This is a genomic window from Streptomyces sp. 6N223 (genome assembly GCF_052246635.1).
Taxonomy (GTDB): domain Bacteria; phylum Actinomycetota; class Actinomycetes; order Streptomycetales; family Streptomycetaceae; genus Streptomyces.
On record NZ_JBQQCA010000003.1, the window covers coordinates 177,432 to 201,782 of the forward strand.

Genomic DNA, 24,351 nt, shown 5'->3' on the forward strand with positions numbered 1-24,351 from the left:
TCATGTTCCGAGCCGCTGCTTGAACTTCTCCACGTCGATCACGGCGCGCTCGTGGCGCCCGTCGCACACGACGGTGCCGTCCTCGGCGACGACCTCGAAGGAGAACTCGGTCTTGCGGGCGTACGCGGGCGCGCTGACCCGGTACTCCACGGTGCTGCCGACCCGCACCGGGGCGCGGTGACGCATGGTGGCGGAGACGCCGACGGTCATCTCGCCGGGCGCCGTCCCGGGTTTCATGGCCGCGTCGCAGAGCTGTTCGACGCGGCCCAGGATGGCCGGGGTGGACAGCACGTCGAGCCCGGTGTTGCCCCACTGTTCGGCCGACTCGTGCGGGGCGACGACGACGGTCTCCGACCGGGTCAGCGCCGCGGCCTGATGCGCCGTCACGACGCCACCGCCTCTCGTTCGGCGAGCACCTGGCGGAAGATGTTCTTCTTCTGCATCTCGTCGGTGCCGCCGGCGATCCGGAACGCCGCGGCGTCCCGCAGGTGCCGTTCGATGGTGTGGTCGCGGTCGCAGCCCAGGTGGCCGAAGAGCTGCACGAGTTCGAGGCTGGACCCGACGATGCCCTGGGCGGACAGCAGCTTGGTGCAGGAGGCCAGGGTGCTCGCCTGGGGCATGTCCTCGTTCTCCAGGGCGCACAGCGTCGCGTAGGACAGGGCGCGCGCGGACTCCGCGGCGACCTTCATCTGCACGATCTTGTCCTGGATGTACTGGTGCTCGGCGATCTTCACCCCGAAGGTCTCCCGGGTCAGGGACCGTTCGACCGCCTGCGGCAGCATGGTGTCGATGGTGGAGGCGGCGATGACGCCGAAGCTCAGCCGGTCAAGCGCGAGGCACCAGTAGAGGATCTCCAGGCCGTCGCCGATGCCGCCGAGCAGCCGCTCCCGGTCGATGCGCACGCCGTCCAGGTCGATGGGCCCGAGCGGGCTGGTGCGCAGGCCGATGAGGTCCTCGTTGTCGCCCAGGCTCACTCCCTCCTGGTCGCGGTCGACCAGGAACAGCGAGATGTCGCGCTTGCCGACGCCGGCGACCCGTCCGACGATCACCATCACGTCCGCGACGGGCGCGTTGGTGATGTGACGCTTGTGGCCGGACAGCAGGTACTCGCCGTCGCCCGCCGGCTGCGCCGTGGTGCGCACCCCGGTGACGTGGGAGCCGCCGGTCGGCTCGGTGGCCGCGGTGGCGCCGACCTGGCCGCCGAGCAGGCCGGGCAGGAACCGGCGCTGCTGAGCGGGGGTGCCGTAGCGCACCAGCAGCTGGATCAGCGCGCCGTGCGCGCCGACGGTCACCGCGAAGCCGCTGTCCTCGGAACCCAGCGCGAGCCCCTCCAGCGCGGCCGTGTAGGCGCCGAGGCCGCCGCCGTCGCCGCCGAGTTCGCGCGGCACGCCGGCCCGCCAGAACCCGGACTCGGCCAGCGACTTCCAGATCTCGTGATCGAAGGCCGAGGCGCGGTCCCGCTCGCCGCTGCTCGGCGCGACCACGGTCCGGCCGAACTTCAGCGCCGCTTCGCGGACGGCCCGCTGCTCGGCGTTCCAACTCAGGTCCACTGAATCTCCTTGTGTCAGTCTTCCGCGGTGGGCGGGGCCCACCTGACCAGCGACCAGGCCCACGTCATGCCGGCGCCGAAGGACACCAGCAGGACGAGGTGCCCCGGCTGGATCCGGCCGTCGCGCACCGCGGTGTCCAGGCCGATCGGCACGGACGCCGCGGCGGTGTTGCCGTACCGGTCCCCCGTGATGACGACCTTCTCGGGCGGGAATCCGGCGTCGCGCGCGCACTCCCGCACCAGGCGGGGGTTCGCCTGGTGGCACACGACGTGGTCGATGTCGCCGATCGACAGCGCGTGCCGGTCCAGCGCCACCTTGACCATCGCGGGGAACTCCTGGCGCATGAGCGCCGCGACCTCGTGGCCCACCATCCGGGCGTGGTATCCGCCCTGCTCGACCTGCTCGGTGGTGAGCGGGAGGTGCGGCCCGCCGACGGCGATCTCGCTCGCCGTGCCGTCCGCGTAGAGGGCGCCGCCCAGCACGCCGTGTCCCGCCGGCACGCGGCCCATCACGACGGCGCCCGCGCCGTCGCCGAACAGCGTGTAGGTGGCCCGGTCGGCCGGGTTGAGCAGGTGCGAGTACGTGTCGCAGCCGACGACGACGACGTAACGCCGGGCCCGGTCGGCGGCCAGCAGACCGCGGGCGACGTCGACCGCGTAGAGGAAGCCGGCACAGGCGGCGTTGACGTCGAAGGCCAGCGCGTCGCTCGCCCCGAGCATCGCCTGCACCTGCGGCGCCGTCGGGGGGATGGGCCGGTCCGGGGTCGAGGTCGCCACCAGCACGGCGGCGATCTCGGCAGCGTCGGCCCCCGCGCTCTCGACGGCCGCGGCGGCGGCCCCGGCGGCGAGGTCCAGGTGCTTCTCGCCGGCCTCGACCCACCGCCGTTCCATGATGCCGGTGCGCATCGAGACCCAGCGTTCCTCGATCTGGAGGACTTCGGCTATTTCCGCATTGGAAACCCGGCGCTCAGGCAGGCTGACGCCGGTCGAAATTATTCCTGCGGGTGAATCGGAATCCCTACTCGACATGTGTCCCGGCTCCGTGCTGGACGACTGGTAACGGACTCGTCACGATCTCGCACATGGCGGCTGAGTAGCCTTCAGGAAACCGGGCAGGCCGACTCCTTGGCAAACTCGCTCGGCGATCCTAGGAGGTGCGGATCATCTCGGGCAACCGTTTGAGGACGTGAACGCCGGAGTGTCCCGCCGGCGAGACAGCGGCCACGCGGCGGAGAGCCATGACCCTTGACCAGAATCCGGCGGCGCTTCTACGGTCACAACTCCTCGCGACTCCGCATCTGGAGCCATCGGCAAGCATCCGCAGGCAAGCATCCGTAAGCGATTAAAGGGGGACAGTAGTGCCCGTTGTCGAAGAAGCCGATCTGATACATCTGGACTTCTGGAGCTCACCGCAGGAGCACCGGAACGAGGTTTTCGCGCGGCTGAGGGCGATGCCAGGTATCGCGTTCTGCCCGACCGAGGACGGCCGCGGTTTCTACGGACTGACCAGGTACGCCGACGTGCAGACGGCCAGCTCCCATCCGAAGGTTTTCAGCTCCGAGCCGATCTCGACCAGCCTGGACGACCTGCCCGAGTCGGTGCAGGAGTACGCCGGGTCGATGATCAGCCTGGACGCGCCGCGGCACACGAGGCTGCGCCGCATCGTCGCGCGGGCCTTCACGCCGCGGATGGTCGACGAGTCCATCGAGCACACCCGGAACGTGGCGCGCGAGGTGGTCGACGACCTGCAGGAACGCGGCGCGTGCGACTTCGTGGCGACCGTCGCGACGCCGATGACCATGCGCGTGCTCTGCCGCATCCTCGGCATCCCGAAGGAGCGCCACGCCGAGGTGCTCGCGGCCTCCGACCTGATCCTGGCCGCGGGCGACCCCGACTTCGGCGAGGACCGGGGGGAGGTGCTGGCCTCCAAGTACAAGCAGCTGCACGAGTTCACCCGGCAGCTGGCCCAGGAGCGGCTGCGCGAGCCGGCCGACGACCTCATCACGCGGCTGGTCACGGCGAACATCGACGGCGAGGCCCTGACGCAGGAGGAGGTCGGCAAGTTCTTCACCCTGCTGATGGTCGCCGGCACCGAGACCACCCGGAACGCCATCACGCACACGCTGGCCCTGCTGACCGAACGCCCCGACCAGCGCTCCCTGCTGATGTCCGACCTGAACACCCACCTGCCCACGACGATCGAGGAGGTGGTCCGCTACACAACCCCCACCACCTGGATGCGCCGCACCCTCACCGAGAAGGTCGAGTTCTTCGGGCACACCTTCGAGGAGGGCGACCGGGTCATCCTGTTCTACAATTCCGCGAACCGCGACGAGACCGTCTTCGACGACCCCGACACCTTTCTGGTGACGCGGTCGCCGAATCCGCATGTGGGATTCGGCGCGGGCGGGCCGCATTTCTGCCTCGGCACGCACCTGGCGCGGCAGGAGATGCACGTCCTGCTCACCGAGCTGTTCACGCGAATGCCCAACCTCCACGCCACTTCGCCCGGCGTGCGCCACCGTTCCAGCTTCGTGAACGGCTTCCAGAGCCTGCCGTGTGATTTCTGATCGGACTAACGGACTCCTGGCGCACAGCGAGAAACGAGAAGAGCTCGTGGAATCGAAGACCAGGACCGTTGCCCCATTGTCGACGCGCACCGGTTGAGGACACCGTATGCCCCCGCACGCCCGTTCACGCATCGAGTCGGACCTTCCCGGCGATCAGGCGGCCGGCAAGCCCGCGCCGCAGCAGCCGGCCTGGCCGGACCCGGGCCTCCTGGATGAGGTACAGCGCGAGCTGCTGAATCGGCCCGCGCTCGTGCCCGCCGAAGAAAGTGCGCACCTGGCAGACCTGATGGCTGCCGTGGCGCGGCGGGAAGCCGTCGCCCTGCAGGGCGGCGACTGCGCCGAGCTCTTCGAGGACGCGGCGCCGTCCCCCGTCCACCGCAAGCTGGAGCAGCTGTACGACCTGTCCGCGACGCTGCGCGAGCAGCTCGGCATGCCCGTCGTGACCATGGGGCGCATGGCGGGCCAGTACGCCAAGCCGAGGTCGTCGGACTGGGAGCACACGCCCGGCGGCGAGGTCCTCGCCGTGTACCGAGGGGACGCGGTGAACGCCGCCGAGGCCGACGCGGCCGCCAGGGTGCCGGACGCCCGGCGGCTGCTGGCGGCCCACGACTGCGCGGCCGCGACCCTGAAGGTCATCCGGGAGTCCTGGCAGGGCCGCGCGGACGGGAACCGGGTGTTCGCCGCACACGAGCTTCTGCTCCTCCCCTACGAGCTGCCGCAGGTGCGCGCGGACCCCGAACCGTACGCGTCCTCCCTCCATTTCGGCTGGATCGGTGATCGCACGCGGGAGCCCGACGGGGCGCACGTGGCCCTGGCCGCGTCGGTCCGCAATCCCGTCGGGGTCAAGGTCGGACCGTCGACCACCGCCGCGGATCTGGTCAGGCTCGCCCGGATCCTCAACCCCGAGCGCCGCCCGGGCCGTCTGACGTTCATCGCGCGAATGGGCGCGGACCGCATCGACCCGCTGCTGCCGCCCCTGGTCGAGGCGGTGTCGGCCACCGGCATCCCGGTTGCCTGGATCAGCGATCCGATGCACGGCAACACGACGAAGACGGGCCGGGGCCGGAAGACCAGGTCCGTGCAGGCGATCCTCGACGAGCTCACCGCGTTCGTCAGGATTCTGCGTGCCCACGGGGCGTGGCCGGGAGGACTCCACCTGGAGATGACGCCGGAGCCCGTCACCGAGTGCGTCGCGCGGTCGGCCGACGCCCGGACGGCCGCCCTGAACCAGTACCGCTCGCCCTGTGACCCTCGCCTGAACGCCGAGCAGGCGGCCGACGTCGTCGACGCATTCGTCGCGTTGCTCCGCGCGGCCTGACGGTCAGGCCCCGCGCGTCCGGAGATACCTGAAGGATTTCGAGGTTGTAATGCGCACGCTGTTGGTGGACAACTACGACTCATTCACCTATAACCTGTTCCACTATCTGGCCGAGGTAGGCGGCCAGGAGCCGGTGGTGATCCGTAACGACGACGCGAGCTGGCACCCCCGGATGCTGAAGGAGTTCGACAGCGTCCTCATCTCCCCCGGCCCCGGCAGCCCGGACCGCCGGGAGGACTTCGGTATCTGCCGCGAGATCATCGACAGCGGCGCGCTGCCGATCCTGGGCGTGTGCCTCGGTCACCAGGGGATCGCCCACGCCTTCGGCGCCCGCGTGGACCGGGCCCCCGAACCGCGGCACGGCCGCGTGTCACAGGTCTTCCACGACGGCACCGGACTGTTCGCCGGGCTTCCGTCCCCGTTCGACGTCGTGCGCTACCACTCCCTCGCGGTGACCGAACTGCCCGAGGAGCTGGAGGCCACCGCGTGGTCCGACGACGGCGTCCTGATGGGGATCCGGCACCGCGGCCGCCCGCTGTGGGGGGTGCAGTTCCACCCCGAGTCGATCTCCACCGCCCACGGTCATCAGCTCCTGCGCAACTTCCGGGAACTTGCCGAGCGGTTCGGCGGGGCAGCGGGCGCGGGTTCCGCGGCCGTGCCGGCGCAGGCGGCCGGCGCGGCGGCCACGTCCCGCCCCCGGCCCGCGAGGCCCCGGCGCCTGCGCGTGCTGACGAAGCCCCTCGCCACCCGCTGGTCCGACGAGGTGGCCTTCGACCAGCTCTTCCGGGCGCACCGGCACGCGTTCTGGCTGGACAGCAGCGCCGCCGCCGGCGAGCACGGCCGGTTCTCGATCATGGGCGACGCCTCGGGTCCGCTGGCCCGGGTGGTCAGGGCGGACGTCTGGGAAGGGAGCGTCACGGTCGAGGAGTCCACCGGCACCGAGACGGTGCGGGGTGAGTTCCTCACCTGGCTGGAGGAGGACCTGCGCTCCGTCAGCGTCGACATCCCCCCGCTGCCCTGCGACTTCGCTCTCGGCTGGGTCGGCTACCTCGGCTACGAGCTGAAGACGGAGTGCGGCGGAGACCGGAGCCACCGCTCCGACGAGCCGGACGCCGCGATGATCTTCGCCGACCGCGCCCTCGTCTTCGACCACGCCACCTCCACCACCCATCTCCTCGCGCTCGCCGAGGAGGGCGACGAGGAACCGGCCCGCACCTGGCTCGACGACACGGCGAGGCGGCTGGCGGAGATGGCCGGACGCCGGCCGCGCTACACCGCGCCGCACGGCGCGGACGCCTCGCTGCGGCTGCGCCACGACCGCGACCGGTACCTGGACCTGATCGCCCACTGCCAGGAGCAGATCGCGGCGGGCGAGACGTACGAGGTCTGCCTGACCAACATGCTGGACGCCGACGTCACGGTGGAGCCGTGGCAGAGCTACCAGTTCCTGCGCCGCCTGACCCCCGCGCCCTTCGCCGCCCTGCTGCGCTTCGGCTCCCTGTCGGTGCTGAGCACCTCTCCCGAGCGCTTCCTGCGGATCTCCGCGGACGGCACGGTCGAGTCGAAGCCGATCAAGGGCACCCGGCCGCGCGGCGCCTCGGAGAGCGAGGACGAGCTGCTGCGCAAGGACCTCGCCACCAGCGAGAAGGACCGCTCCGAGAACCTGATGATCGTCGACCTGGTGCGCAACGACCTCGGCCGCACCGCGGAGATCGGCTCGGTCCGGGTCCCCGTGATCTACGACGTCGAGGCCCATCCGACCACGTTCCAGCTGGTCAGCACCGTCCGCGCGCGGCTGCGGGAGTCGAGTTCGGCGGTGGAGTGCGTGCGGGCGGCGTTCCCCGGCGGGTCGATGACCGGAGCCCCCAAGATCCGCACGATGCAGATCATCGACGCCCTGGAGGCCGGCCCGCGCGGCGTGTACTCCGGGGCCATCGGCTACTTCTCCCTGTCGGGCGCCTGCGACCTGAGCATCGTCATCCGCACGCTCGTCGTCACGCCGTCCCGGGTGAAGTACGGGGTGGGCGGCGCCATCGTCGCGCTGTCCGACCCGGACGAGGAGTTCGAGGAGATAGCCGTCAAGGCGACCCCGCTGCTGCGGCTGCTCGACGCCGACTTCCCCGGACGTGTGCCGGTGGCCTCGCTCAGGGCCGCTCGGTGATCAAGGAGCGGGACGTGAATCGGCTCAGGACACAGGTGGCCATCGTCGGCGCGGGCCCGGCCGGGCTGCTGCTCTCTCATCTCCTGCACCGGCAGGGCGTGGACTCCATCGTCCTCGAACGCCGCAGCAGGGAGTACGTGGAACGGCGGGTGCGCGCCGGGCTGCTGGAGCACAGCACGGTCGAGCTGCTCCGCGCGTGCGGGCTGGCCGGCCGGCTCGACCGGGAGGGGCTGCGGCACGACGGGTTCGAGCTGCGCGTCAACGGCCACCGGCACCGGGTGGACACCACCGCGCTGACGGGCCACCGCACGTACGTCTACGGCCAGCAGGAGCTGGTCAAGGACATGATCAGGGCCCGGCTGGAGGCGGGCGGCCAGGTCCGGTTCGGCATCGAGGACGTCTCCCTGGACCTCGCCGGCGACGGCCCGTCCACGGTGCGGTGCACGCTGGACGGCCGCCCGGCCGAGATCGCCTGCGACTTCGTCGCCGGCTGCGACGGATTCCACGGGGTGTCGCGCCGGACCATCCCGCCCGGGCTGCTGACCTCGTACGAGCGCCGCTACCCCAGCGCCTGGCTCGGCATCCTCGCCGCCGCGCCGCCCACCTCCAGGGAGCTGGTCTACGCCGTGCACGAGCGGGGATTCGCGCTGGCCAGCATGCGCACGCCCGAGATCAGCCGGCTCTACCTCCAGGTGGAACCGGGCGAGTCGCTGGACGCCTGGCCCGACGACCGGATCTGGAAGGAGCTGCGCGCCCGCCTGGCCGTCGACGGCGAGGCGGCGCTGACCGAGGGGCCGGTGCTCGAGCGGTCCCTGGTGGAACTGCGCTCGTACGTCGCGGAGCCGATGCAGCACGGCCCGCTGTTCCTCGCCGGGGACGCCGCGCACATCGTGCCGCCCACCGCGGCCAAGGGCCTCAACCTCGCGGTCGAGGACGTCAAGGTGCTGAGCGAGGCGTTCCACGCCTGGTACGCCACCGGCGACCGCGCCCCGCTGGACGGCTACTCAGAGGCGCGGCTGCCGGCCATCTGGGAGGCCGAGGACTTCTCCGACTGGATGGCGCACCTGCTGCACCGGCTTCCCGGCGACGACACGTACGGGTCGCGCCTCCAGCGGGCGCGGCTGGACGCCGTCGTCAACTCCCCCACCGCCGCACGGCAGCTCGCGGAGCGGTACGTGGGCACCTCGCGCCAGAACTCGGGCGGCCGGGCCCGGAGCCGCGTCACAGCGGCTCCGGGCTGATGGACTCGTACACCTTGCGCAGCTCACGGAGGACGGCGTGATCCGCGTCGTACGTCACCTCGTTGATCGAGGCGATGGGGCGGATGCCGAACGCGGAGTTGGTGGCGAACGCCGCCTCCATCCCGGCGAGGTCGGCGACGCCGATCCTCTCCGTGTGCTGCGCACCGGTGTGGTGCCGCTGGAGCAGGGCCATGGTGACGCCGGGGAGGACATCGGCGGCCGGCCACACGAGGCGGGTGCCGTCGAAGAAGCCGACGTTCCACGTCGGGCCCTCCGACACGGCCGACCGCCCGTCGGTGAACAGCGCGTCGTCGAATCCGGCGCTCTGGGACCGCCGCCGCTCGTGCAGGGCGCCGAACAGGCCGGTGTGCTTGACCGCCGGCACCTCCCGGCAGTGCGGCGCGGTGCGCACGCGCAGCGGCGGCGGCTCGGCGGCCGCCGGGCGGGAGGTCACCAGGATCTGCGGGTGCGCCACGGGCCCAAGACGCTCCAGCCTCAGCCCGGGGTCGAACACGGTCACCCGCACGGTGACCGGATCCGGGGCGCCGGCCAGGGCGTCGTGGATGCGGGCGCGCACCTGGTCGGGGTCCAGCTCGGTGCCGAAGACCACGCCGCAGTCGCGCCGCAGACGCTCCAGGTGGAGAGAGAGGCCGCGCACCCGCCGGCCCTCCACCCGCATGGTGGTGAAGTGACCGTAGTTGGTCATGGCCAGTGCCGTGAGCTGGAGGGCATCAGGCGCGGAGGCATCGCTCGGTTCCATCGGAGAGACCAATCTGCCGGCCACCAACCGGACCGGGGAATCGACAACAGCGTCTTGGTTCTTTTCTACCGCTCCAACGGCTGATGACCTCAACCGGGTGCCCTGGCCGGTGCCCGGCGCGCGGTCACCGGCACGGCCGCCGGTCCGGGATCGGCGGCCGCCGCGGCGGGGGGATTCCTCAGGTGGGGGTGGTGGGGCGTGCGGAGTGCCAGGAACGCAGGAGGTCGCGCTCCGGGCCCGGGGCCGCGGCGATCGCGTCCGTGATCGCGGCGTCGAGCAGGTCGTCGACGCGGACGCGCCGGTCGGTGCGTGCGGACTCCACGGCGGCCGTGACCATGGCGAGGCTCATGAGGTTCTCGTGGGCCTCGCCCATGGGCACGGTGCCGGTGCGCAGCGCGTGCGCGAACTCGGCCAGGGCGCCCGCGACACCCTCGGCCGGTGCCGGTGCCGGTGCCGGTGCCGGCGTCGCCCGCGCTCCCGCGGCGCCCCGCGCCGCGTCCTCGCCCTCCTTCGCCTCGACGGCGGGCGGGCGTTCGCCGTCCCAGGTGGCGGAGCCGTGCTCTCCGCTCAGGCGCCAGGCGCCGTTCCAGGAGGTCTCCAGGCCGGGGCTGCACCAGCTGCCGGTGTAGACGTAGCGGACTCCGCCCGTCATCTCGAAGACAGCCGTGGTGGCGGCGTCTCCGGCGTACCAGCTCCAGGAGGGGTTGTACGCCTCGCAGCGCACCGACACCGGCTCGGCGCCCAGCAGCCAGCGGGCGGTGTCGAACGGATGTATCGCCATGTCGAGCAGCAGCGGGTGCTCCATGGCGTCGCGGAAGCCGCCGAAGCGCGGTGCCTTGAAGAACTCGGTGGTGAGGATCCCGAGCCGCCCCAGCCGGCCGGTCTGCTCCTTGAACGCGAAGAGGTGCGGGTTGTAGCGGCGGGACTGGCTCACCATGAAGAGCCGGCCCGCCGACTCGGCCGCGGCGACCAGGCGCACCGCCTCCGGGAGCGTGGCGGCGAGCGGTTTCTCGCCGAGGACCGGCAGTCCGAGGCCGAGGGCCTCCAGGGTGACGGGGAGGTGGGCCTCGGGAACGGTCACGTCGATGACGGCGTCCGGCCGGGCCGACGCCGCCAGGGCGGTCAGGCTCGTCCCGGTCGGCACGCCGGGGACGCCCGTCCGCTCGACGGCCTCCTCGGCCCGGGCCGCGTCGATGTCGACGACCCCGGCCAACGCCACGTCGGCGGAGGCCAGGACGGCACTCAGCCAGGCCCGTGCCATGCCGCCGGCGCCCACGACGACGACCCGGAGCGGCCGGCCGTCGTCCGGGACGGTCGCGAAGGACGGCCCGCTCATGCCCGCTCGCCCCCGGCCTGCCCGCCGTCGGCGTCGAACCAGCCGGTCTCGCTGTGGATCAGCCTGGGTTTCGCGCGGGGGACGTCGGGGGCGGCCCAGCGTACGGCGTTGGCGATGACGAGACGCACGTGCGGGTGGTGGTAGACGGGGTAGTCCTGGTCGCCGGGGCTGAAGTAGAAGATCCTGCCGTTGCCGCGCCGGAAGGTGCAGCCGCTGCGGACGACCTCGCCGCCGCTGAAGGAGCTGATGAAGACGAGCTCGTCGGGAGCCGGGATGTCGAAGAACTCCCCGTACATCTCCTGCTGTTCGATGACGATGGGGTGCGGGACCCCGGCGGCGATGGGGTGGGAGGGGGCGACCGTCCAGACCAGCTCGCGCTCGCCCGCGCTGCGCCAGCGCAGGGTGCAGGTGGTGCCCATCAGCCGGGTGAAGATCTTCGACCAGTGCCCGGAGTGCAGCACGATCAGGCCCATCCCGGCGAGCACCCTCTGGTGCACCCGCTCCACCACCTCGTCGGAGACCTCGCGGTGGGCGATGTGCCCCCACCAGGTCAGGACGTCCGTCTCGGCGAGCACCTCCTCGGTCAGCCCGTGCTCGGGCTCGTCCATCGTCGCGGTGCGCAGCCGTGCCTCCTCGCCCAGATGCTCCGCGATGCCCTCGGCGACGGCGCCGTGGATGCCGCGCGGGTACCTCGCGGCGATCTCGGCCTGGTGCTGCTCGTGGCGGCCCTCGTTCCATACCGTGACGCGCAGCGGAGCCGGTGGTCGCGTCGTTGCCATCGAATCTCCCTGTGAAAGATTGCCGGTAAGTAGTGGCCCAAATTTGCGAAACATCGGTAGAGAAGCTTGACGTTCCGGGCGGAAGCCGTCAAGAGGCGGCGGAAGGCCCTGTCCGAGGCGGCTACAGTGTTCGAAAAGTGTCGGGAGAGCAGAGAGCGGATCGTGACCGGTAGCAGCACGCGGCGGCCCACGCTCGCGCAGATCGCCGAGACGGCCGGCGTGTCGATATCCACCGTCTCCAAGGTCCTGAACGGCCGGGACGACGTCTCGCGGGACACCCGCGCCAGGGTCGACTCCGCCCTGCGCCGGCACCGTTACGTGCGCCGGGGCGCCACGCCCGACCCGGCCGTGCGCACCGTCGACCTCGTGATGAACGGGCTCGACGGGTCATGGCCCGCGAGCGTCGCCAGCGGCATGGAGGCGGCGGCGTACGAGGCGAAGGTGCACGTCGTGATCCACGCGGCACGCGGGGCCGATTCCGGCACCGGCCACGGAGGGCAGGACTGGGTGGACCGCGTCCTGGAGCGCGGCTCCGCCGGAGTGGTGCTCGGCCTCGTCGAACCGGCTCCCGACCAGCTCGCCCGCCTCCGGCAGTCGGATGTGCCCTGCGTGGTCATCGACCCCCTCAGCGACCCGCCGCCCGACGTGGTCTCGGTGGGCACGACGAACTGGGCGGGCGCCTACGAGGCGACCACCCACCTCCTGGAGCGCGGCCACCGGCGCATCGCGCTCGTGACCGGCCCGTCGAACCACCTGTACGCGCGGGCGCGCATCGCCGGGTACTACTCGGCCCTGGCGGCGGCGGGCCTCGACGTTGCGCCGGAGCTGATCCGGCACGGCACGTACGACCGGGCCAGCGGCGCGGAACAGGTGCGGGCCCTGCTCGAACTGCCCGACCCCCCGACGGCGCTGTTCATCTGCTCCGACCACATGGCCATCGGCGGCTACGCGGCCATCTCCGGGGCGGGGCTGCGCGTGCCGGCGGACGTCAGCGTCGTCGGCTTCGACGACCTGCCCGAGGCCCGGTGGGTCTCCCCCGCCCTGACGACCGTGCGCCAGCCGCTGAAGGAGATGGGCGGCAGCGCGCTGCGGACGCTCGTGCGGCTGCTGAACGGCGACGAGATCGAGAGCCCCCGCATCGAGCTGGCCACCACGCTGGTCGTCCGCGACAGCACGGCCCCCCTCGGCTGACCGCCGCCCCCGCTGTTGCGAAATATTTCGAGCGCGGGGTGCCACGGGAGGGTCAGTCACCGTCCCGGCCGCTGTCCCGGCCGCTGTCCCGGCCGGCGTCCGTGCCCGGGTTCTCGCCCTCCGCGCGCCGGCCCCCGCCCGGCTCCAGCGGCGGGGCGGACACCGCGCACTGGCCGGTGCACTGCGGGCGGCTGATCTCCTCGCCGCGCTCGGCCGGCACGAGCTCGGCCGGCACGGTGAACCACGAGACGGCGGCGCCGGCCACCATCAGGCCCGCACAGATGAGCACGGCCGCGCCGAAGGCGTCGTCCAGCGCCTCGGCGTCCCGGTACTCGTCGGCGGACAGGCCGATGAGCAGCGGCAGCGCGGCCACGGCGACCAGCTGCGCGACGCGGGCGGCGGCGTTGTTGACCCCGCTGGCCACGCCCGCGCGCCGGACCTCGACCGACGCCAGCACGGTGGCGGTCAGCGGGGCCACGAACAGGCTGAGGCCCAGGCCCTGCACCACCACGGCCGGGAAGACGTCGGCCCAGTACGAGCCGCCCGGATGCACCCGGTGCAGCAGCACCAGCCCGGCGGCGGTGACCAGCGGACCGAGGGTCATCGGCAGCCGCGGCCCGATGCGCTGCGCGAGCGCGCCCGCGGGGCCTGACAGCGCGGTGAGCAGCACGGTGATGGGCAGCGCGGCGACGCCGGCGGCGAGCGCGGAGTAGCCCAGGGCGTTCTGCAGCTGGGTCGGCAGCAGGAAGAGCATCCCGCCCAGGGCCGCGTACAGGCACACGGTGACCAGGTTCACGACGGTGAACAGCCGGGAGCGGAAGATCCCCAGCGGCAGCATGGGCCGCGGGGCGCGGCGTTCCCACCACACGAACAGCGCACCCACCACCGCCCCGAGGACCGCCGCCACGCCCGTGCGCTGGATGAGCGAGTACGTCAGGCCGCCGAGCGCGAGGGAGGCCAGGGCGGCGCCGGTGATGTCGAAACGCCCGCTGGCCCGCTCGTCCCGGCTCTCCGGGACGTCCCGGGCGAGCAGCAGCACGGCGGCGGCGAAGGGCACGTTGAGGAAGAAGATCCACCGCCACCCGGGCCCGTCGACCAGCCAGCCGCCCACGAACGGCCCGGCGGCGGTGGCCACCCCGCCGAGTCCCGACCACAGGCCGATGGCCTTGGCCCGCTCGCGCGGCAGGAACGAGGACTGGATCAACGCCAGCGACCCCGGCGTCAGCAGCGCTCCCCCGACGCCCTGCAGCGCGCGGGCGGCGATCAGCGTGTCGCCGGTGGGCGCGGCGCCGCACAGCAGGGAGGCCACGGTGAACCACACGGTCCCGAGGACGAAGATCCGCCGCCGCCCGTACCGGTCGCCGAGCCCGCCGCCGAGCAGGATCAGGCCGGCGAGGGTGAGCATGTAGGCGTTGAGGGTCCACTGGAGGTCGGACAGCGGAACGTCGAGGTCGTCGCCGATGCGGGGCAGCGCGACGGTGACGATCGTCCCGTCCAGGAACGCCATGCCCGAGCCCACCACGGCGCAGGCCAGGACGCGCCGCCCGCGCGCGGAGGCGACCCGCAGGTCGCCCGCCGCCGCGTCGGCCGCCTCGGCCTCGGCCGCGTCCGCCGCGTCCCCCCGGTCCTCGTCTCCCGACTCCGCTCCCGCCGACATGCCCCCATTGTCCGCCCCGCGACGCCGCCGGCCAGCCGGGCGGTCAGGGTGCGCGGAGCTCGGCGGCGGCGGAGGTGGTGAGCTCCTGGGCCATCTCGCACAGCCTCTCGATGCGATGCTGCCCCTCGACCTCCACGCGCAGCATCTCGACGGCCGGCCGGGAGTCCTGCCCGCCGTACTCGCGGTACTGGAGGAAGACGGTGCAGGTGTCGTCGGGCTCCTCCGGCTCGACGAAGGCCTCGTAGCCGCCGATCTCGACGCTTTCGATGCCGTCCCCCGCCGTCATGGGGGGCTGCTCGCGGTGGAAGCTCACCTCCGCCACCAGCTCGTCGAAGTCGCTCTCCCACTCGCACTCCCAGCCGGCGACGCCGACGGCCGGCTCCTCGTCCTCCAGGCCGGGGACGGCGGTGGCCAGCGCGTCGGCGTCGATCAGCTGGCAGGCGTTCTGCCAGGCCAGCGAGTTCTCCCGGGGTGAACGCCGGGGGATCTGGCCCTCGTTCAGGACCCGGGCCGCGCTCTCGGCGGCGGCGTCCGCGATCGCGCACAGCAACACCCTGCCGCCGGCCACCGAGCCCTCCTCCAGGTTGACGCGGACCGCGACGGACAGCCCGCCGCCGTCGGCCTCGGCCGGCACCAGTGTCAGCTCGCACTCGTCGTCGGGCTTCTCCTCGGCCTCGACGACGCTGAACCCCCCGTACTTTTCGAAGGGTTCGGCCCCCTCGGGTGGCAAGGCCTGGGTGAGGTATGTCGACACGTCGACGCGGGTCTCCTCGTCGGGGTAGACGGACGCGTCGCACTGGTTGAAGTTCCCGTAGTCCCGGTCCTCTTTCACCTGCCCGAACTCGGCGAGGGCCTCGGCGTTGGTCAGGGAGCACACGTCGGCGGTGTGCGCGTCGCCGATCAGGGACTGCTGTTGGGCGTTCAACGCGCCGCCGTCGCCCGCGTCGCCGGCGTTGTCGTCGGCGCTCTCGCTGGGGGCGGCCGCCTCGGCGGGCTCCTCGCCGCTGCCGACATTGGCCACGACCAGCCAGGAGGAGACCGCCAGCACCAGGACTCCGGACGCCGCCGCCAGCGCGGAACGCCTCCGGCCCCACCGCCGCGCGGCCAGCGGCGTCGGCGGGCCGGTGGGGGGAGTCCACGCCGGGGGCGGGGGCACGGGCAGCGACGGCAGCGGCGGGGCGACGGCGGCCGGCGGGGCGCCCCCCTGCGAGGCCGGCGACGACGTCCGGGAGAGCTCGTACTCCTTGAACTCCCCCGGCAGCTGCGTGGTGTGACCGTGACCATGATCGTGACTGTGGCCGGCGGCAGTCGGCTGGGACGCCGGCGAGCGGGACAGGGAGGACGCCGACGAGGGCCGCGGATCCCACGACGACGGCGGCCTCGGACCCCACGCCGACGGCGGCCGGTCGGCCTCCGGCCCGTCGAACGCCAGCAGGTTCGCCGCGACCTGCCCCAGCCGCGCCGTCAGCCCCGACGGCAGCCAGTAGTCCGTGCCCGCCCGCTTCTCCGCCAGCGCCGGGATCCCAGCCAGGCCCGGCCGGTCGCCGGCGCCCTTCGCCAGGCAGTGCAGCACCAGCGTCCGCAGGTCGCCCTTCAGCCGCCCGTCCTCCGGGCCGAGGTTCGGCGGGTCGTTCATCACCCGGTAGATCACGGTCGGCGTCTGCGCCCCGTCCCACGAGAACGGCGACCTCCCCGTCGCCGCATACGCCAGCACCGCCCCCATCGCGAACACGTCCGCCGCCCCGGTCAGCTCCTGCCCCCGGATCTGCTCCGGCGGCATGTATCCCGGGGAACCCACCATCCCGCCCGTCCGCGTCACCACACTGGCGTCCGCCGACCGCGCGATCCCGAAGTCGATGACCTTCGGCCCCTCCAGCGTGACCATCACGTTCGACGGCTTCAGATCACGGTGGATCAGCCCACTGCCGTGGACGGCGATCAGCGCATGCGCCAGCCCGTACGCCAGCGCCCACACCGAGTTCTCCGGCAGCGGCCCGTGCAGCGTGTCGACGACCTCCCGCAGCGTCGGCCCGGCCACATAGCCCGTGGCGACCCAGGGGACGGCCGAGTCGATGTCGTGGTCCAGCACCGGGGCCGTCCACATCCCGCTCACCCGCTGCGCGGACTCGATCTCCGCCCGGAACCGCCGCCTGAAGTGCGGCTCCCGCGCCAACTCGCCGTGCACGACCTTGACCGCGACCATGCGTCCGCTGGGCGAGCGTCCCAGGTACACCCGCCCCATCCCGCCCTCCCCCAGCCGTCCGAGCAGCCGGTAGGGACCGATGGCCGACGGATCCTGCGGATACAGCGCCTCCACTGCCGTCCTCCACTCTTCAACGCCGCGCGCGGCGTCCCGATCACGCTCGCCCCGTCCACAGTTGACGGCGTGCGGACCATGATGACCGGTTCCTTCGTGAGGGGTCACGGCGGGGAGAGTCAGGGCGCCGTCGAGGTCGTACGTGGACCCGAAGTGGTGACGGGGACGCCGAGTCGTGGGGGATCGGTCTCCTCGCTCAGCAGCCGTCGGTGGTGATGGAGGCCATGGCCAGGCGCCAGGGGAGCTGCGAGTAGTCGCCGCTGGCGGAGGGGTCCATGCCCTGGTAGACGAGCTGGAGGCTGCAGGGGTCGATGGTCATGGTCTGGTCGGACGTTTCGCGGATCAGCTCGCCGTGGCTGATGTCCTGGGTCCAGGCGTTGCCGGAGTCGAAGGTGACGTTGTTGCTGCGCGCGAAGGGGTTCTCCTCGGTGTCCGCGAGGGGCTGCCACTCGCCGTCGAGGCCCTCGGCGGTGAAGGAGCGGTACCAGCGCCGCCCGTCGCTGCCGACGGCCTCCATGATGAGGAGGTAGGTGTTGCTGTCACCCACGCGGTAGACGGCCTCGCCCTCGAAGAGGTTGAAGCGGTCGGCGTCCTCCAGCACGATCTGGGTGTTGGTGAAGCCGTTGGGGAAGTCGGCCACGGTGGTCTCCGACCGGTAGAGGTGGCCGTTGTCGTCGGCGGAGAACAGGTAGCACATGGTGTCGTCGCAGGCGACATAGAAGTCGAGCCAGCTGCCGTTGCCGATGTTCTGCTCGACGACGTCCGGCACGCTGTCCATGAAGTTGCGGGTTTCCGACCAGCTCGTGGGGTCGTTGATGTCGGTGGTGACGGCGAACGAGGGCAGGCCGGTCTGGTAGACGAGGTACCACTCGCCCGTGGGCTCGAAGTAGAACGCGTGCGGCGCGGCGCGGTAGCCGCCGCCGATGCCGGAGTCGGTCTCCAGATCGACCTGCGGGGCGGAGCCGGCCTCGTTCCAGTCGGCGAAGCTGGTGTGGGCCAGGCCCCAGTCTCCGCTGGTGTCGACCTTGGTGAAGAAGACGTGCCAGGTCCCGTCCTCGTCCTGGACCACGGAGGGGTCCTTGGCCGCGACGGAGTTGATGTTCTGCGCGGGCGAGATCAGCGGCCCGGTGGAGGACCACTGGAAGCTCTCGGGCAGCTGCTGCTGGGCGGCGGCGTCGGCGGGGGTGTCGGCGGCGGCGGTTTCCCCGGTCTCCCCGCCCGACGCCGGCGCGGCGGACAACGCCAGCGCCAGGCCGAGGAGGGAGGCCGCCGCCGCGAGAAGGCGCCGCGAGCGGGCGGGGCGTGCTGAAGCGAGCATGGAGATCTCCATGGCGGCTCGGCCGGAGGGCCCGCCCACACGAACGTCGCCTGTCCTTGGGTCCGGCAAACCTGGGGCGTGGGGGGAGCCTCACCGGAACGGATGGTGCGCGTACTGTCGTGTGGCCCCTGGGGCGGGCACAAACCGCGCGGCCGGGCACACGCCGACCAGGCCGTCGAACACCAGGGATCATAGGCCGCCTGCGGTCGGCGTCAACACCCCTGCGAGCGCCGTCCTTTCGAGGAAATCACCGAAATGACAGGCTGGGGTCACCCCGCGGCAACGCCCCGCCGCCGCACATGCTCGGGACGCCGTCCGATCGCTGTGCCGCCCCGCCAACTGCGGAAAGGGCCGCGCATGCCGCGCCGCGTCCGGGCAGGTCGGGAGCGAATCCGCCCGAAAGGATCGGTGGCCGCGACGTTACACTGCGCCAATGACCCCGCCCCGCGAGCCTGAGCCGCTGACCATCGCGCAGATCGCCGACCGTGCCGGGGTCTCCGTCGCCACGGTGTCCAAGGTCGTCAACGGGCGGACCGACGTGGCGCCCGACACCCGGGCCCTCATCGAGGGCGTGATACGCGAGCACGGCTACCGCCGCCAGAAGCGGGCGGGCCGCCCGGCGGCGTTGCTCGAACTGGTCTTCCACGAGCTGCGCGGCATGTACGGGGTGGAGATCTTCAACGGCGTCCAGCGGGTGGCGCGCGAGCACCGCCTGGCGGTGGTGCTGTCGGAGCTCCAGGGGAGCCATACGCCGGGGCGCGGCTGGGTCGAGGACGTGCTGGCCCGCCGCCCGACCGGCGTCATCTCCGTCTTCTCCGGCCCCACCGACGACCAGAGCCACCAGCTGCGCAGCCGCGGCATCCCGTTCGTCCTCCTCGACCCGTCCGGCGAGCCCGGCCACGAGGCCCCGTCGGTCGGCGCGAACAACTGGAGCGGCGGCCTGACCGCCACCCGCCACCTCCTCGGCCTCGGCCACCGCCGCATCGCCGTCATCACCGGCCCACCCCACGCCCTCGCCAGCCGCGCCCGGCTGGACGGCTACCGAGCCGCCATGGACATGGCCGACGTCCCCCTCGACCCCGCACTCATCCGCACCGGCGACTTCCAGATCGCCGACGGCCTGACCCACACCCGCGAACTCCTCACCCTCCCCCACCCGCCCACCGCCGTCTTCGCCTGCAACGACGGCGAAGCCCTCGGCGTCTACCAAGCCGCCGCCGAAGCCGGGCTACGCATCCCCGACGACCTCAGCGTCATCGGCTTCGACGACCTCCCCCCGGCGCCCTGGACCATCCCGCCCCTGACCACCATCCGCCAACCACTCAGCCAGATGGCAACCGCCGCCGCAACCATGGTCATGTCCATAGCCCGCGGCAAGGAACCGCCACACAACCGCGTCGAACTCGCCACCGAACTCATCATCCGCCGCAGCACCGCCCCACCCCGCGGCTGAGCGGCGTGAGCGCACGTTGTAACTTAGGTATACCTAAGCTCAATAGCTCGACAGCTCACTGGCTCCATAGCTCACTCTTGTCACAGCGCTGGGAGGCCACCATGGCCGACACGACCGAACGCCCCGCCCGCGCCGACGGGCCGGCCCGCGGGCCACGCCGCGCCCACCGCGCCACCGTCCGGCGCACCGAGCGCCTCACACCGGGCATGGTCCGCGTGGTGCTGGGCGGGCTGCCCGCCGACTTCGCCGCGGACACCTGCACCGACCACTACGTCAAGCTGCTGTTCCCGCCCCCCGGCGTCCGCTACCCCGAGCCGTTCGACCTCCGCCGCGTCCGCGAGGAGCTGCCGCGCGACCAGTGGCCCGTGACCCGCACCTACACCGTCCGCTCCTGGGACCCGCACGCCGACGAGATGGCCGTGGACTTCGTGGTGCACGGCGACGAGGGGCTGGCGGGCCCGTGGGCGGCCGGGGCCCGGCCCGGCGACGAGATCATGTTCCTCGGCCCCGGCGGCGGTTACGCCCCCGCGCCGGACGCCGACTGGCACCTCCTCGCCGGGGACGAGTCGGCGCTCCCCGCCATCGCCGCCTCGCTCGCGGCGATGCCCGAGGACGCCACGGTGCACGCCTTCATCGAGGTCGCCGGGCCCGAGGAGGAGCAGAAGCTCACCGCGCCCCCGGCCGCGCGGATCACCTGGCTGCACCGCGACGGCGCCCGCGTCGGCGCGGCCCTCGTCGCGGCCGTGCGCGGCCTTACCGCCCCGCCCGGCCGGGTGCAGGCGTTCGTCCACGGCGAGGCCGGCTGGGTCAGGGAGCTCCGCCGCCACCTGCGCGTGGAGCGGGCGATCCCCCGGGAGCGGCTGTCCATCTCGGGTTACTGGCGGCTCGGCTTCGACGAGGACGGCTGGCAGGCGTCCAAGCGGGAGTGGAACGCCCAGGTCGAGGCCGAGCAGGAGGCCGAGCAGGAGGCCGTGGCCGGAGCCGTGGGATCCCGGGCGGCCGGTTCGGCGGCGGCATGAGCGAGGTCGAGGCGAGGGCGAGCGCCGTGACCGCGCCTGACACCCACGACGGCGACACGGCCCGCGTCGCCGTCGTGACGGGCGCCAACCGCGGCATCGGCCGCGAGGTGGTCCGCCAGCTCGCCGCCCGCGGCTGGACGGTGGTGCTCGGCTCCCGCTCGCCCGAGCGCGGCGAGCGCGCGGCGCGGGAGCTGGCCGACGCCGGCGTCCGCGGGCGGATCCTGCCCCGGCGGCTCGACGTCGCCGACCCGGACGGGGTGCGGGAGTTCGCCGACCGGCTCGGCGAGGAGCTGGGACGCCTCGACGTGCTCGTCAACAACGCCGCGATCCACTACGACACCTGGCAGCGCGCCTCCGGCGCCGACCTCGGCGTGGTCCGCGAGGCCCTGGAGACCAACCTCCTCGGCGCCTGGCGGACGACCCTCGCGCTGATGCCGTGGCTGCGTGCCGGCCGCCACCCCCGGATCGTCAACGTCTCCAGTGGCGCCGGCTCCATCACCGAGATGAGCGCGGGCACCCCCGCCTACGCCGTGTCCAAGGCGGCGCTCAACGCCCTGACCCGCCAGCTCGCCGCCGAGCTGCGCGGCGAGGGGATCCTGGTCAACGCCGTCTGCCCCGGCTGGGTCGCCACCGACATGGGCGGGCCCGGCGGGCGGCCGGTCGGGCAGGGCGCGGCGAGCGTGCTGTGGGCGGTCGACCTGCCCGACGACGGCCCCACCGGCGGCTTCTTCCGCGACGGCCGCCCGGCGGCGTGGTGAGCGGAGTGATGACGCGACCCGTGACCATCGGCCCGGCCTCTGCTTGACTCGCCTTCATGCTGAGCATCGGGTCGGTAGTGATGGGTGTGTCGGATGTGCCGCGCGCCGTCGCCTTCTGGACGGAGGCGCTGGGGTACGTGCCGCGCGACGAGATCGAGGACGACTGGGCGGTGCTGCTGCCCGCCCCGAGCGGTGGCGGTGGTGGTGGCGGTGGCGGCGGCGTCCGGCTGTCGCTGGGCCGCAGCGAGACGCCGGTCCAGCGGCATCCGCGCGTCCACCTGGACCTGTACGCCGGGGACGCGGCCGACCAGGCCGCCGAGGTCGAGCGCCTGGTCGCGCTCGGCGCCCGGCGCGTGGACTGGGATCTGTACCCCGCGGACCCGGACTTCGTCGTGCTGGCCGACCCCGACGGCAACCGCTTCTGCGTCATCGACACGGGCCGCGCATCATGAACGGCATGAACGCCATGAACGCCGCGACCGCCACACTCCCCGAAGACACCGACCGCGCGACCCTCGTGGGCCGCCTCCACGACCCGGCGGACGGCGGGCCCTCCGTCGTCGCGCTGCGCGACGGCGCCGACGGCGAGCTCATCGACCTCACGCCGTTCGCCCCGACCGTCGCCCACCTCCTCGACCACGAGAACCCGATCGCCCTCGCCCGCTCCGCCGCGCCCATCCCCCGGGCCTGGCCCGCCGCCGAGGTGCTGGCCGCCACCCTGGAGGGCCGCCGCGACGTCCCGCACCTCCTCGCGCCCTGCGACGTGCAGGTGATCAAGGCGTGCGGGGTGACCTTCGTACGCAGCCTGATCGAGCGGGTCATCGAGGAGGCGGCGATGGGCGACCCGGCCCGCGCCGCGGACGTGCGCGAACGCGTCCAGGAGGTCATCGGCGGCGCGCTCGCCGACCTCGTGCCCGGCTCGGCGGAGGCGGCGCGCGCCAAGCAGGCGTTGATCGCCGAGGGGCTGTGGTCGCAGTACCTGGAGGTCGGCATAGGCCCGGACGCGGAGGTCTTCACCAAGGCGCCGGTGCTCTCGGCCGTCGGCACGGGCGCGCCGGTGGGGGTGTGGAGCCGGTCGGCGTGGAACAACCCCGAGCCCGAGCTGGTCCTCGCGGTCAACGCCGAGGGCCGGCCCGTGGGCGCCACCCTCGGCAACGACGTCAACCTGCGCGACATCGAGGGCCGCAGCGCGCTGCTGCTGGGCAAGGCCAAGGACAACAACGCCTCCTGCGCGATGGGGCCCTTCCTGCGGCTCTTCGACGAGGGCTTCGGCATGGACGACGTGCGCGCGCTGGACATCTCCCTGACCGTCGACCGGCCGGGCCACGGCCCGGTGCTGTCCGGGGTCAGCTCCATGCGGGAGATCAGCCGCGACCCGCTGGAGCTGCTGGCGCAGACGACGGGGGCGCACCACCAGTACCCGGACGGCCTGGTGCTCTTCACCGGCACGCTGTTCGCGCCCGGCGACTTCACGCACGCGCTGGGCGACGAGGTGCGGATCTCCTCGCCGCGGCTCGGCACGCTGGTCAACGCCGTGAGCCACGCGGAGTCGGCCCCACCGTGGTCCTTCGGCATCCGTGCCCTGATGACCAACCTGGCCCGACGCGGCCTGCTGCGCTGAGCCCACCCACCCGCCCCTCGGGGCCCCGCCCCGGGCCCCGAGGGGGATCAAGCCCCCGGCGCGACCCTCACCGCAGCAGGTTCAGGCTCGCGACCACCGTGAAGAACAGGATCAGCTGCTCGAACCTCCGCTGATCGACCCGCTTGATCGTCGCCCGCCCCGCGACCGCGCCCGCGACCACCGCCCCCGCCAGCGCCGCGTTCAGCCCCAGCGAGTCCGCGTCGATCAGGCCGAGGCCCGCGCTGAACGGCACCTTGAAGAGGTTGACGATGAAGAAGAACCACGCCGCCGTGCCGAGGAACCGCATCTTCGAGTAGCCGGAGGACAGCAGGTACAGGGCCATCACGGCTCCGCCCGCGTTGGCGACCATCGTCGTGAAGCCGGCCAGCAGGCCGTACACCGGCGCCCACGCCCGCCCCGTCGGGGTCTTCCCGCTGCGGCGCTGCCACACGTGCACGCCGAGTATCGCGAGCAGCATCACGCCGATCGTGCGCCGCATCGCCGTGTCGTCCACGGCCGCGACGAACGCCACGCCCGCCAGCACCCCGACAGCGACCGAGGGGAAGAGCCGCAGCAGCGCGGGCCAGTCCACGTGCCGCCGGTAGGCGGCGATGGCCAGCACGTCGCCGAGGATCAGCAGCGGCAGCAGCGCCCCGCTGGACTCGCGCGCGGGCAGCACGGCGGCGAAGAGCGCGACGCTGATGGCGCCGACGCCGCCGATCGACGTCTTGGCGAACCCGACCAGGAGCGCGGCCAGGCCGAGTACCGTCCAGTCCACGCCGCTCAGGCCACCTATCACCCGCCGGACACTACGTGCCGCCAAGGCGGTAGGACCATCCGGCCTCGGCCCGACTTTCCCTGGCGTCTTCCCTGGCGTCTTCTCTGGCGTCGCGCGGGACCGCCCCGGGTACCACTCCGGCAGCGATCCTGAGGGAGGTGGCACGCGTGAGGCGCTGGGTGCGGGCGTTCCTCGCACAGGCGTGGGAGGGCTGCGTCGTGTTCGGGCGCCTCAGCGCCAGGGAGCGCCCGGCCGGCTCCGGCTCCGGCACCCGCCCCGACGAGAGGCCCGCGAGCCCCGGGAGGTCTGAGGGGCCCGAGGGGTCCGAGGGGTCCGAGGGGTCCGAAGGGCCCGCGCGCTCCGGCCCGCCCCAGCCCGGCCACCCCGAGCGCGTGCCGCCTGCGGACGAGACCACCCCGGAGAGCCTGGCGTTCTGGGAGCAGGTGCACAGGCTCGGGGACGAGATCCTGCCCCGTGGTCCCCGCGACGATCGCGGCCGGCGCAGGTGAGTTAGCATCACCGCGC

Annotated in this window: 21 protein-coding genes; 11 read left to right on the plus strand and 10 right to left on the minus strand. The window is 72.9% G+C overall.

Annotated elements, in window-relative coordinates; genetic code table 11:
- The 3 genes from ACTWQH_RS03785 to ACTWQH_RS03795 are packed head-to-tail and all read right to left on the minus strand — an operon-like array spanning position 1 to position 2,578.
- On the minus strand, positions 1-387 hold the full coding sequence (locus tag ACTWQH_RS03785) for a thioesterase family protein (RefSeq protein ID WP_443284844.1): 387 nt from the start codon (positions 385-387) through the stop codon (positions 1-3).
- Positions 384-1,550, minus strand: a complete 1,167-nt coding sequence (locus ACTWQH_RS03790) for an acyl-CoA dehydrogenase family protein (RefSeq protein WP_443284845.1) — start codon at positions 1,548-1,550, stop codon at positions 384-386. Before ACTWQH_RS03790 ends, ACTWQH_RS03785 begins: the two co-directional genes overlap by 4 nt.
- Before the next feature lie 14 nt (positions 1,551-1,564).
- Complete coding sequence (locus ACTWQH_RS03795) at positions 1,565-2,578, minus strand: 3-oxoacyl-ACP synthase III family protein (protein ID WP_443284846.1); 1,014 nt, start codon at positions 2,576-2,578, stop codon at positions 1,565-1,567.
- 422 nt (positions 2,579-3,000) lie between these two features.
- On the opposite strand from ACTWQH_RS03795, the gene ACTWQH_RS03800 reads away from it, so the two are divergent.
- From ACTWQH_RS03800 to ACTWQH_RS03815, 4 genes are all read left to right on the plus strand, one after another.
- Entirely contained in the window at positions 3,001-4,119 is a 1,119-nt protein-coding gene (locus tag ACTWQH_RS03800; protein ID WP_443284847.1) for a cytochrome P450, read from the plus strand.
- A gap of 106 nt (positions 4,120-4,225) precedes the next feature.
- Positions 4,226-5,437, plus strand: a complete 1,212-nt coding sequence (locus tag ACTWQH_RS03805; protein WP_443284848.1) for a 3-deoxy-7-phosphoheptulonate synthase — start codon at positions 4,226-4,228, stop codon at positions 5,435-5,437.
- A gap of 49 nt (positions 5,438-5,486) precedes the next feature.
- Entirely contained in the window at positions 5,487-7,598 is a 2,112-nt protein-coding gene (gene pabB / locus ACTWQH_RS03810) for an aminodeoxychorismate synthase component I (RefSeq protein WP_443284849.1), read from the plus strand.
- 14 nt (positions 7,599-7,612) lie between these two features.
- The gene (locus ACTWQH_RS03815) at positions 7,613-8,839 is read left to right on the plus strand and encodes a 4-hydroxybenzoate 3-monooxygenase (RefSeq protein WP_443284850.1); all 1,227 of its coding nucleotides are present in this window, start codon (positions 7,613-7,615) and stop codon (positions 8,837-8,839) included.
- Here the strand turns inward: ACTWQH_RS03815 and ACTWQH_RS03820 are convergent.
- From ACTWQH_RS03820 to ACTWQH_RS03830, 3 genes are all read right to left on the minus strand, one after another.
- Positions 8,820-9,599: an aminotransferase class IV gene (locus tag ACTWQH_RS03820; RefSeq protein ID WP_443284851.1), complete on the minus strand. Its 780-nt coding sequence runs from the start codon at positions 9,597-9,599 to the stop codon at positions 8,820-8,822. The two genes, ACTWQH_RS03815 and ACTWQH_RS03820, sit on opposite strands and share 20 nt — an antisense overlap.
- Positions 9,600-9,777: 178 nt before the next feature.
- Positions 9,778-10,935, minus strand: coding sequence for a Gfo/Idh/MocA family protein (locus ACTWQH_RS03825; protein WP_443284852.1), 1,158 nt, complete (start codon positions 10,933-10,935; stop codon positions 9,778-9,780).
- Positions 10,932-11,714, minus strand: coding sequence for a ThuA domain-containing protein (locus ACTWQH_RS03830; protein WP_443284853.1), 783 nt, complete (start codon positions 11,712-11,714; stop codon positions 10,932-10,934). Before ACTWQH_RS03830 ends, ACTWQH_RS03825 begins: the two co-directional genes overlap by 4 nt.
- Positions 11,715-11,876: 162 nt before the next feature.
- Here ACTWQH_RS03830 and ACTWQH_RS03835 point away from each other — a divergent pair, with 162 nt between their 5' ends.
- Positions 11,877-12,905: a LacI family DNA-binding transcriptional regulator gene (locus tag ACTWQH_RS03835; RefSeq protein ID WP_443284854.1), complete on the plus strand. Its 1,029-nt coding sequence runs from the start codon at positions 11,877-11,879 to the stop codon at positions 12,903-12,905.
- A 52-nt stretch (positions 12,906-12,957) separates the two neighbouring features.
- On the opposite strand, the gene ACTWQH_RS03840 is transcribed toward ACTWQH_RS03835, so the two are convergent.
- The 3 genes from ACTWQH_RS03840 to ACTWQH_RS03850 all read right to left on the minus strand — a co-directional run bounded on the left by ACTWQH_RS03840 (position 12,958) and on the right by ACTWQH_RS03850 (position 18,197).
- Positions 12,958-14,562 carry an MFS transporter gene (locus tag ACTWQH_RS03840; RefSeq protein WP_443284855.1) on the minus strand — a complete coding sequence of 535 codons (1,605 nt, stop codon included), beginning with the start codon at positions 14,560-14,562 and terminating at the stop codon, positions 12,958-12,960.
- A 43-nt stretch (positions 14,563-14,605) separates the two neighbouring features.
- On the minus strand, positions 14,606-16,879 hold the full coding sequence (locus ACTWQH_RS03845; RefSeq protein ID WP_443284856.1) for a serine/threonine-protein kinase: 2,274 nt from the start codon (positions 16,877-16,879) through the stop codon (positions 14,606-14,608).
- Between the two features lie 196 nt (positions 16,880-17,075).
- The gene (locus ACTWQH_RS03850) at positions 17,076-18,197 is read right to left on the minus strand and encodes a non-reducing end alpha-L-arabinofuranosidase family hydrolase (RefSeq protein ID WP_443284857.1); all 1,122 of its coding nucleotides are present in this window, start codon (positions 18,195-18,197) and stop codon (positions 17,076-17,078) included.
- Between the two features lie 433 nt (positions 18,198-18,630).
- Here ACTWQH_RS03850 and ACTWQH_RS03855 point away from each other — a divergent pair, with 433 nt between their 5' ends.
- The 5 genes from ACTWQH_RS03855 (at position 18,631) to ACTWQH_RS03875 (ending at position 23,048) form a co-directional block, all read left to right on the plus strand.
- A complete protein-coding gene (locus tag ACTWQH_RS03855; RefSeq protein WP_443284858.1) occupies positions 18,631-19,650 on the plus strand; it encodes a LacI family DNA-binding transcriptional regulator in 1,020 nt (339 codons plus the stop codon).
- Between the two features lie 101 nt (positions 19,651-19,751).
- On the plus strand, positions 19,752-20,669 hold the full coding sequence (locus tag ACTWQH_RS03860; protein ID WP_443284859.1) for a siderophore-interacting protein: 918 nt from the start codon (positions 19,752-19,754) through the stop codon (positions 20,667-20,669).
- A 26-nt stretch (positions 20,670-20,695) separates the two neighbouring features.
- Positions 20,696-21,427 carry an SDR family oxidoreductase gene (locus tag ACTWQH_RS03865; protein WP_443284860.1) on the plus strand — a complete coding sequence of 244 codons (732 nt, stop codon included), beginning with the start codon at positions 20,696-20,698 and terminating at the stop codon, positions 21,425-21,427.
- Between the two features lie 56 nt (positions 21,428-21,483).
- On the plus strand, positions 21,484-21,879 hold the full coding sequence (locus ACTWQH_RS03870) for a VOC family protein (RefSeq protein ID WP_443284861.1): 396 nt from the start codon (positions 21,484-21,486) through the stop codon (positions 21,877-21,879).
- A gap of 5 nt (positions 21,880-21,884) precedes the next feature.
- Complete coding sequence (locus ACTWQH_RS03875; protein WP_443284862.1) at positions 21,885-23,048, plus strand: fumarylacetoacetate hydrolase family protein; 1,164 nt, start codon at positions 21,885-21,887, stop codon at positions 23,046-23,048.
- Between the two features lie 67 nt (positions 23,049-23,115).
- Here ACTWQH_RS03875 and ACTWQH_RS03880 read toward each other — a convergent pair whose 3' ends face one another.
- Positions 23,116-23,835: a sulfite exporter TauE/SafE family protein gene (locus ACTWQH_RS03880; protein WP_443284924.1), complete on the minus strand. Its 720-nt coding sequence runs from the start codon at positions 23,833-23,835 to the stop codon at positions 23,116-23,118.
- Positions 23,836-23,984: 149 nt separating this feature from the next.
- Between ACTWQH_RS03880 and ACTWQH_RS03885 the strand changes: the two genes are divergently transcribed.
- The gene (locus ACTWQH_RS03885) at positions 23,985-24,335 is read left to right on the plus strand and encodes a hypothetical protein (protein ID WP_443284863.1); all 351 of its coding nucleotides are present in this window, start codon (positions 23,985-23,987) and stop codon (positions 24,333-24,335) included.
- Positions 24,336-24,351: the final 16 nt, after the last annotated feature.